This is a genomic window from Novosphingobium guangzhouense (assembly GCF_002896965.1).
Classification (GTDB): Bacteria; Pseudomonadota; Alphaproteobacteria; order Sphingomonadales; family Sphingomonadaceae; genus Novosphingobium; species Novosphingobium guangzhouense.
Window position 1 is genome coordinate 23,728 of sequence record NZ_LYMM01000057.1, and the last position, 6,894, is coordinate 30,621.

The window sequence follows — 6,894 nt, forward strand, 5'->3', positions numbered from 1 at the left end:
AGTTCTAGTCGGCTCATTACTTGAAATTCTCCACTTGTAGGTCGGTGATTATCTTGCGGGGATCGACATCTGTTCCCTGACTGCTGGACATGATGAGGGCGCGGCAGCACGCCATTGTCTCGAGCCCCCATTGGCCATCATGCAGTCCGGTCGGGCGGCCAGCCACCGCCGCCACGAACTCCTCCAGCACCGCGGCGCGCGGGACCTTCGGTGGGGCTATGGGATGGAATATCCGCCGTTCGTTTTCGTAGATCTCGATGCCGGTCGGCAAAAGTTTCATGTCTGCCTTCTCGCAGCTCACGATGATGAAGCCGAAATGCTCATGGTGCGGCGCTTTTGCAGATCGAGGACCGTCACCGCCATACGTCCTTGCGGCTTTTGCTGATTGCTCGCCTTCGGTTCCGATCCGAGCGAGCTGGCGGCGCGCCTGGCCATAGAGTTCCGGATCCTTGGTCTGTCCAAGTTCCGAAATCCATCCCAGCAGCTCATCGCTGTCGTAATGGGCGTAGCCGCTGTAGGACAGCGATGCGGCAGCGCCCCCTTCGAAGGTCATCAGTGCCGTGTAGGCCCCATCGCTCGGTCGCTGGCTGTCCCAATTCGCTGTCACCGCGCGTATGCCGGTGACCGGACTGCCGACCAGCCTGCGCACCACATCGATCTGGTGTGCTGCCTGACTGAACACGACGCCGCCTCCGCGAGCCGGATCCAGCTCTTCGGGCCTGCGCGGGCGGAACATAAAATCGGTGAAGTTCAGGGCGGTCACCATCCTCACCTGACCGAACTCCCGCGATGCGACGAGTGATGCCGCTGTCCGGACCTGCTCGTCGAAGCCGTGGCTCGGACCGACAATGAGCGCCAGGCCTGCCTCCCGTGCGGCTCCTGCCATGGCCAGGCAATCCTCGACCGAGGTGGCCATGGGCTTCTCGACCAGGACATGCTTTCCGGCCCGCAACGCCGCGAGTGTCTGGACGGCGTGGAGGTCGTGCGGCGTGGCTATGTAAACCGCATCGATCGTCTCGTCCTGAAGGAGTTCGTCCAGAGTGGCGTAACCCGGAGCGCCAAACTCCTCGGAGAAACGCTGCAACGCCTCCGGCCGCAAATCAGTGGCTCCCGCGAGCACTACGCCGGGATGCGCGATCAGCGCCGGTAAGGTGAGCATGAAGCCTCTTCCGAGCCCTGCGACACCAAGTCTGAGAACTTCCACGTCACTCCTCTCTCTGCATCGTTGAGCCTCGTTCAAACACCGGGGCTTGAAACGGCAAATACTTCGCTATAGAAGTGTTGGCAAGGGGCGACCGTGCGAAGAGTCGGTCCCGCTGATCCATGACGCAATCGAAGAGGCTGTCTGATGACTCCTGAACAAAATGACCTGCTCTGCCTTGTTGAAGGTTCGGCGCCGATGGGTGCACTCATGCGTGAGCACTGGCTGCCGGCGTGCATGATCGAGGAAGTCGCCGAACCCGACTGTACACCCGTGCGTGTTCGGTTGTTGGGCGAGGATATGGTCGTATTTCGCGATTCCAAGGGGCGTGTGGGTGCTCTCGATGAGAAGTGCCCGCACCGCCGAGCGTCTCTGGCGTTTGGCCGGAACGAGGAATGCGGTCTGCGCTGTCTTTATCACGGCTGGAAGTTCGACGTCGACGGCAACGCGGTTGATATGTCGTCGGAACCTGTCGACGCCAAGCTGCGCACGACGATGAAAACCAGGGCCTATCCTGTCGAGGAGGCCGGCGGCTTCGTATGGGTGTGGATGGGCGATCCCGAGAAGGTGACGCCGTTCGATGCACCGAATTGGGCTTCTGCTCCGGCGGACAAGATCAGCATCGTCAAGATGCACGGTGCGTGCAACTGGGCTCAGGTCCTTGAGGGTTCGATCGACTCGGCGCACAGCTCGAGCCTGCATTCCTCGAACATGCCGGCAGCCACCGACGTTGCGGGATCGACCGCAACCGAGACGGCATGGCTGCGGCCGTCCGCCGACAAGGCCCCGCGGATCGAAGTCCAGAAGACGAATTTCGGGTTCCGGTACGTCGCGATTCGTAAGCCGATCGTCGACGCGGAGACGACCGATTACATCCGCATGACGCTTTTCGTGGCGCCGTTTACCGTTCATATTCCTTCGAACGATCAGTACCACCTCAGCCAGATGCTGGTTCCGATCGATGACGTGAACACGATGTTCTACTGGATCGCCTGGCACCCGGAAAAGGGTATCGGCCAGGATGCCTGGCGCAAGTTCTGCGGTGCCGAGGTTGGCAAGGATGTGGAGCCGGTCACGTACCTTAAGGTTCGAAACGCACAGAATAACTACCTGCAAGACCGCGATGCAATGCAGGCCGGTGACTTTACCGGTATCTATGGCATTCCTGCGCAGGACATGGCGATGTGGGAATCGATGGGTCCTATTGCGGATCGCGGAGATGACCGGCTTGGATCAAGTGACAAGGCCATCTTCACTTTCCGGACACAGATGTACCGGGCGGCGCAGGCCGTTTCGCGCGGAGAAGCCGCCATTGGAACTACCGAACCGCATATCCCTCAAGGCAAACTGATGTCTTTCGAAGGCATTGTCGAAAAGGGAGCGGACTGGCGACTTCTCAATGTCTCCGCGGAAGAGCGCGAGATCACTCTGCGGGATGAAAAGGAACCGTCCGAGCAGGAAGGTGTGGTCGCCTGATGTACGATACGGTCACGCAGCCGGATGTCATCCGCGACGAACTGGAATACGCCGATCTGGCCGAATTTGCCGTGAACATCCTTCGGGAGGATCTGGGGAGCGGCGGGGACGTCACCTCCCGGGTCACCATCGAAGAAACGGCGCGGCTGACGGCGGCCGTCGTCAGCCGCGATCGTCTCGTACTGGCGGGGATTCATGCGGCGGTCGCGGTGTTCAGGGAAATGGATCCAGAACTGAAAGCCGATTTGCTGTGCAAAGACGGGGACCGCCTTGAACCTGGCGATGCGATCATGCGCGTTCATGGCAATGCCCGGGCGCTGCTTGGCGCGGAGCGCTCGGCACTCAACGTATTACAGCATCTCAGTGGTATCGCCACGCTGACGAGCCAGTACGTGGAAAAGCTCGAGGGCACCGGCTGTGTCCTGCTGGATACGCGAAAGACGACACCGGGCCTTCGCGCTCTCGAAAAGTACGCCGTTCGTGCCGGGGGCGGTGCTAATCATCGGATGAGGCTCGACGATGGCATTTTGATCAAGGACAACCACGTCGCGCAATGTGGCGGTGTGGAGATGGCCGTTCGCGCAGCGAAGGCGGCAGCGACCGGGCTTGAGGTCCAGGTGGAGGTTGATACGCTCGAACAGATCGGCCCGGCGCTCGATGCTGGAGCGGACCGGCTTCTGTGCGACAATATGTCCGTTGCCGAACTCGTTCAGGCAGTCAGGATCGTAGCCGGTCGCGTGCCCATCGAAGCCTCGGGGGGCGTCACGCTTGAGACCATCCGCACCATTGCAGAAACGGGGGTTGATTTCGTTTCCGTAGGGCGAATTACGCAGAGCGCGCCTGCCGCCGATATCGGGCTCGATTATGTGTTTTGTTGAGATTTGGGGAAACTAGTTCCCGCATCTGCCTGACGGATTGTGGTGTAGTGAGGCGTTCTTGAATATCAAGATCATATCCCGCAGTGGCGATGCCATTGAGGTTCCAGCAAGCGGAAGCGGCTCACTCATGGAGGTTATCCGGTCTTCCGATAACGATGAGTTGATGGCGCTGTGCGGGGGGTGTTGCTCATGCGCGACATGCCACGTCTATATCGATGACGCTTATGTGGATCTGCTTCCGGTACTGAGTGAAGACGAGTCCGACTTACTGGATTCCTCAAGTCATCGGCGCGCCAACTCACGCTTGTCGTGCCAGATCCACATCGCTCCCGAGTTGGAAGGAATGGCCGTTTCCATTGCGCCCGAAGATTGATTGCGATCGCGCCCTCAGGTCAAAGGCCGGATAAAAACCTAAGGAACAGGCATGGATTACGTTGATGTGGCAATCGTCGGAGCGGGTCATGGTGGAGCGCAGTGCGCGCTGGCGCTGCGCCAGAACGGTTTCGAGGGAACCATCACCGTGATCGGGCGTGAGCCAGAGCACCCTTACGAGCGGCCGCCGCTGTCGAAGGAATATTTCGCGAGGGAGAAGACGTTCGATCGGCTCTACATCCGCCCGCCGACGTTCTGGGCCGAGAAGGACGTGACCTTCAGGCTCAATACCGAGGTCACGGCGGTCGATCCGGCGGCGAAAGAACTGACGCTCTCGAATGGCACCGCGATGAGCTACGGCAAGCTGGTCTGGGCGACCGGCGGCGATCCGCGCCGGCTGTCCTGCGCCGGCTCGGACCTTGCCGGCATTCACGCCGTGCGCACCCGCGAGGACTGCGACACGCTGATGGCCGAAATCGATGCCGGGACACGCAGGATCGTCGTCATCGGCGGCGGCTATATCGGGCTTGAGGCGGCGGCGGTGCTGTCGAAGATGGGGCTGGAAGTCACCCTGCTCGAAGCCCTGCCGCGCGTGCTGGCGCGCGTGGCCGGAGAGGAACTGTCCGAATTCTACGAGGCCGAGCACCGCGCGCATGGCGTCGACCTGCGCACCGGCGTCGCGGTCGACTGCCTTGAGGGCGATGGGAGCCGGGTCACCGGCGTGAAGCTGGTCGACGGGGAGATCGTGCCGGCGGACGCGGTGATCGTGGGCATTGGCATCGTTCCCGCAGTCGGCCCGCTGATCCTTGCGGGCGCCTCGGGTGCGAACGGTGTGGACGTGGACGAGCTGTGCCGCACTTCGCTGCCGAACATCTACGCCATCGGGGACTGCGCGGCCTTTGCCTGCGACTATGCGGGTGGTACGGTGATGCGAGTGGAATCGGTGCAAAACGCCAACGACATGGCGACCTGCGTGGCCAAGGGCATCTGCAGCCCCCAAAATGGCGAGGATCAAAAGCCCTACAAGGCGTTCCCGTGGTTCTGGTCCAACCAGTATGACCTCAAGCTTCAGACCGCCGGAATCAACATGGGCTTCGACCGGACCGTGATCCGCGGCGACGTGGCAGGGCGCTCGTTCACGGTTGTGTACCTCAAGGACGGCCGCGTGGTCGCTCTGGACTGCGTGAACATGGTCAAGGACTACGTCCAGGGCCGCAAGCTGGTGGAAGCCGGAGCTACGCCTGATCTCGAACGCCTCTCCGATGCAGGTAGCCCACTCAAGGAACTGATTTGAGTCGCTCTCGCGCGAGCCATTGCCTGCCTCAAGCGAGCGCGCTCCAGAAAACGATGGTGGGTTGGTGATATCGGTCAAGTCCAGCAGATTGTTAAAGCCGCCATTTTCATTCGAGAATATGTGGATAGGAATTCGCGCATCAAATCCAGAAGGCGGCTTTATCCTTCGACCGCTTCATCCATGGCTCCTCTAGTAAAAAGCTTGCTGCGCATCAGACCCAGGAGAAGGAAGTTTGCCGCGCTGCGACCCTGTGATTGTGTCATACGCCCGAGCGCGAAGGTCGTAATCCGGCCACCGGAGAAGCGATGACGATCAAGGCGGCCCGCAAGCTGGCCTTCACCCCTGCCAAGATGGTCAAGGACAAGCTCAACGGCTAGTGCTCTAACAGGCTGCGGAAAAAGGCGCCGCAGTGGTCACCGTCGATCTGCGTTCGAAGGAGGGGGACTGGTCTGTCGCTCGTTTCAGGGTGAAATTCGGAGATACCGGCCACGTTGGCGCGGTCGTGGTGACGTGAGCGACACGATTAGGCCGCGGCCAGAAGTTTTGGCAGTCTGATGAGGTTGTAGGCGGCAGCGGTGAGCGTAAAGGACCATCCGACGCGGTCCTGGCCTCGATGGCGGGTCTTTCGCATGGTGCCGCAGGTCTTCGTCCATCCGAACACCTCCTCGATCCGCTTGCGGATTTTCTGGGAGAGGCCGTAGCCGGGATGGCGTGTCGTGCGCCTGTCGATGGCGGAGCGCCGGTTGGTGTTGTTCTGGGCTACGTGCGGGGTGACCTCCATCTCGCGCAGCGCCGCGACGAAGGCGGCGGTGTCGTAGTTCTTGTCCGCGCCCAGTGTAATCCGGTGGCGTCCTTCCATGCGGCCCAACATGGTCAGCGCGGCCTCGCGTTCGGCGGTGCCGGTGGCGTGGGTGAGGATCGCATCGACGACGAGGCCGTTGCGGTTCTCCATCAGGACATGGCCCATGTGGCACAGCTTCGCTGCCTGGCCGCGCGCCTTCTTGAATAGTCGGGCATCAGGATCTGTGGTCGATGCATGGGTTGCATTGCTGCGCTTCTCGCCGCGAAAATCGCGTTCGGCATTACGGTCGGTCGGCGCTGCTGCCTGCTCGCTGCGGCTGGAAGCCAACCCGGCGTCATCGTCATCTCCGGGGCCGCCTTCATCCTTGGGTCTGAAGCTTTTCGCGCTTGCCCACGCTTCGATCAACGTGCCGTCCACCGAGAAATGATCGTCCGAAAGAAGAGCTTGCACGCGTGGCTGGTTGATGATGGCCGACAGGAGCTTGGCGGCAACGTCCCCGGACAGCAGCCTCTCGCGGTTCTTGGTGAAGACCGTGACATCCCAGATCGGCGCATCCATCGCCAGGCCGACGAACCAGCGAAAGAGCAGGTTGTAGTCCATCTGCTCCATCAACTGGCGTTCCGAGCGGATCGAATAGAAGGCCTGCAGGAGCAAGGCCCGAAGAAGTTTCTCGGGTGGGATCGACGGCCTCCCGATACGAGAATACAGGCCGTCGAAGTCCGCGGACAGCACTTCGAGCGCTTCATCGACAATCGCCCGGATCGCGCGAAGAGCATGGTTCGCCGGCACCCGAGCCTCGCAACTCACGTACGAGAACAGCCCCTCGCTCCGTTCATCACCGCCGCGCATCCCGATCCCTTCAACATCCCTC

General features: G+C 61.2%; 6 protein-coding genes and 1 pseudogene. 5 read left to right on the forward strand and 2 right to left on the reverse strand.

Going from position 1 to position 6,894, the window contains the following annotated elements; all coding sequences use genetic code 11:
• Window positions 1-16 precede the first annotated feature (16 nt).
• Window positions 17-1,204, reverse strand: a complete 1,188-nt coding sequence (locus tag A8V01_RS19945) for a Gfo/Idh/MocA family protein (protein ID WP_103098069.1) — start codon at window positions 1,202-1,204, stop codon at window positions 17-19.
• 144 nt (window positions 1,205-1,348) lie between these two features.
• Here A8V01_RS19945 and A8V01_RS19950 point away from each other — a divergent pair, with 144 nt between their 5' ends.
• The 5 genes and pseudogenes from A8V01_RS19950 to A8V01_RS19970 all read left to right on the forward strand — a co-directional run.
• On the forward strand, window positions 1,349-2,677 hold the full coding sequence (locus A8V01_RS19950; RefSeq protein ID WP_103098070.1) for a Rieske 2Fe-2S domain-containing protein: 1,329 nt from the start codon (window positions 1,349-1,351) through the stop codon (window positions 2,675-2,677).
• A complete protein-coding gene (nadC, locus tag A8V01_RS19955) occupies window positions 2,677-3,555 on the forward strand; it encodes a carboxylating nicotinate-nucleotide diphosphorylase (protein WP_103098071.1) in 879 nt (292 codons plus the stop codon). Before A8V01_RS19950 ends, nadC begins: the two co-directional genes overlap by 1 nt.
• Window positions 3,556-3,619: 64 nt before the next feature.
• Window positions 3,620-3,928: a 2Fe-2S iron-sulfur cluster-binding protein gene (locus A8V01_RS19960; protein WP_245892743.1), complete on the forward strand. Its 309-nt coding sequence runs from the start codon at window positions 3,620-3,622 to the stop codon at window positions 3,926-3,928.
• A 51-nt stretch (window positions 3,929-3,979) separates the two neighbouring features.
• Window positions 3,980-5,221 (forward strand): NAD(P)/FAD-dependent oxidoreductase, encoded by a 1,242-nt coding sequence (locus A8V01_RS19965; protein ID WP_103098073.1) that lies wholly within the window; start codon window positions 3,980-3,982, stop codon window positions 5,219-5,221.
• Between the two features lie 263 nt (window positions 5,222-5,484).
• Window positions 5,485-5,598, forward strand: a pseudogene (locus A8V01_RS19970) (HU family DNA-binding protein); the annotation flags it as partial.
• Window positions 5,599-5,744: 146 nt separating this feature from the next.
• Here the strand turns inward: A8V01_RS19970 and A8V01_RS19975 are convergent.
• A complete protein-coding gene (locus A8V01_RS19975) occupies window positions 5,745-6,872 on the reverse strand; it encodes an IS5 family transposase (protein WP_103098074.1) in 1,128 nt (375 codons plus the stop codon).
• Between the last annotated feature and the right edge of the window lie 22 nt (window positions 6,873-6,894).

What these genes read in the sequence shown, in the direction of transcription:
- A8V01_RS19950 (WP_103098070.1), top strand. Translation starts at nt 1,349, where the DNA reads ATGACTCCTGAACAAAATGACCTGCTCTGCCTTGTTGAAGGTTCGGCG.
- nadC (WP_103098071.1), top strand. Translation starts at nt 2,677, where the DNA reads ATGTACGATACGGTCACGCAGCCGGATGTCATCCGCGACGAACTGGAA.
- A8V01_RS19965 (WP_103098073.1), top strand. Translation starts at nt 3,980, where the DNA reads ATGGATTACGTTGATGTGGCAATCGTCGGAGCGGGTCATGGTGGAGCG.
- A8V01_RS19975 (WP_103098074.1), bottom strand. Translation starts at nt 6,872, where the DNA reads ATGCGCGGCGGTGATGAACGGAGCGAGGGGCTGTTCTCGTACGTGAGT.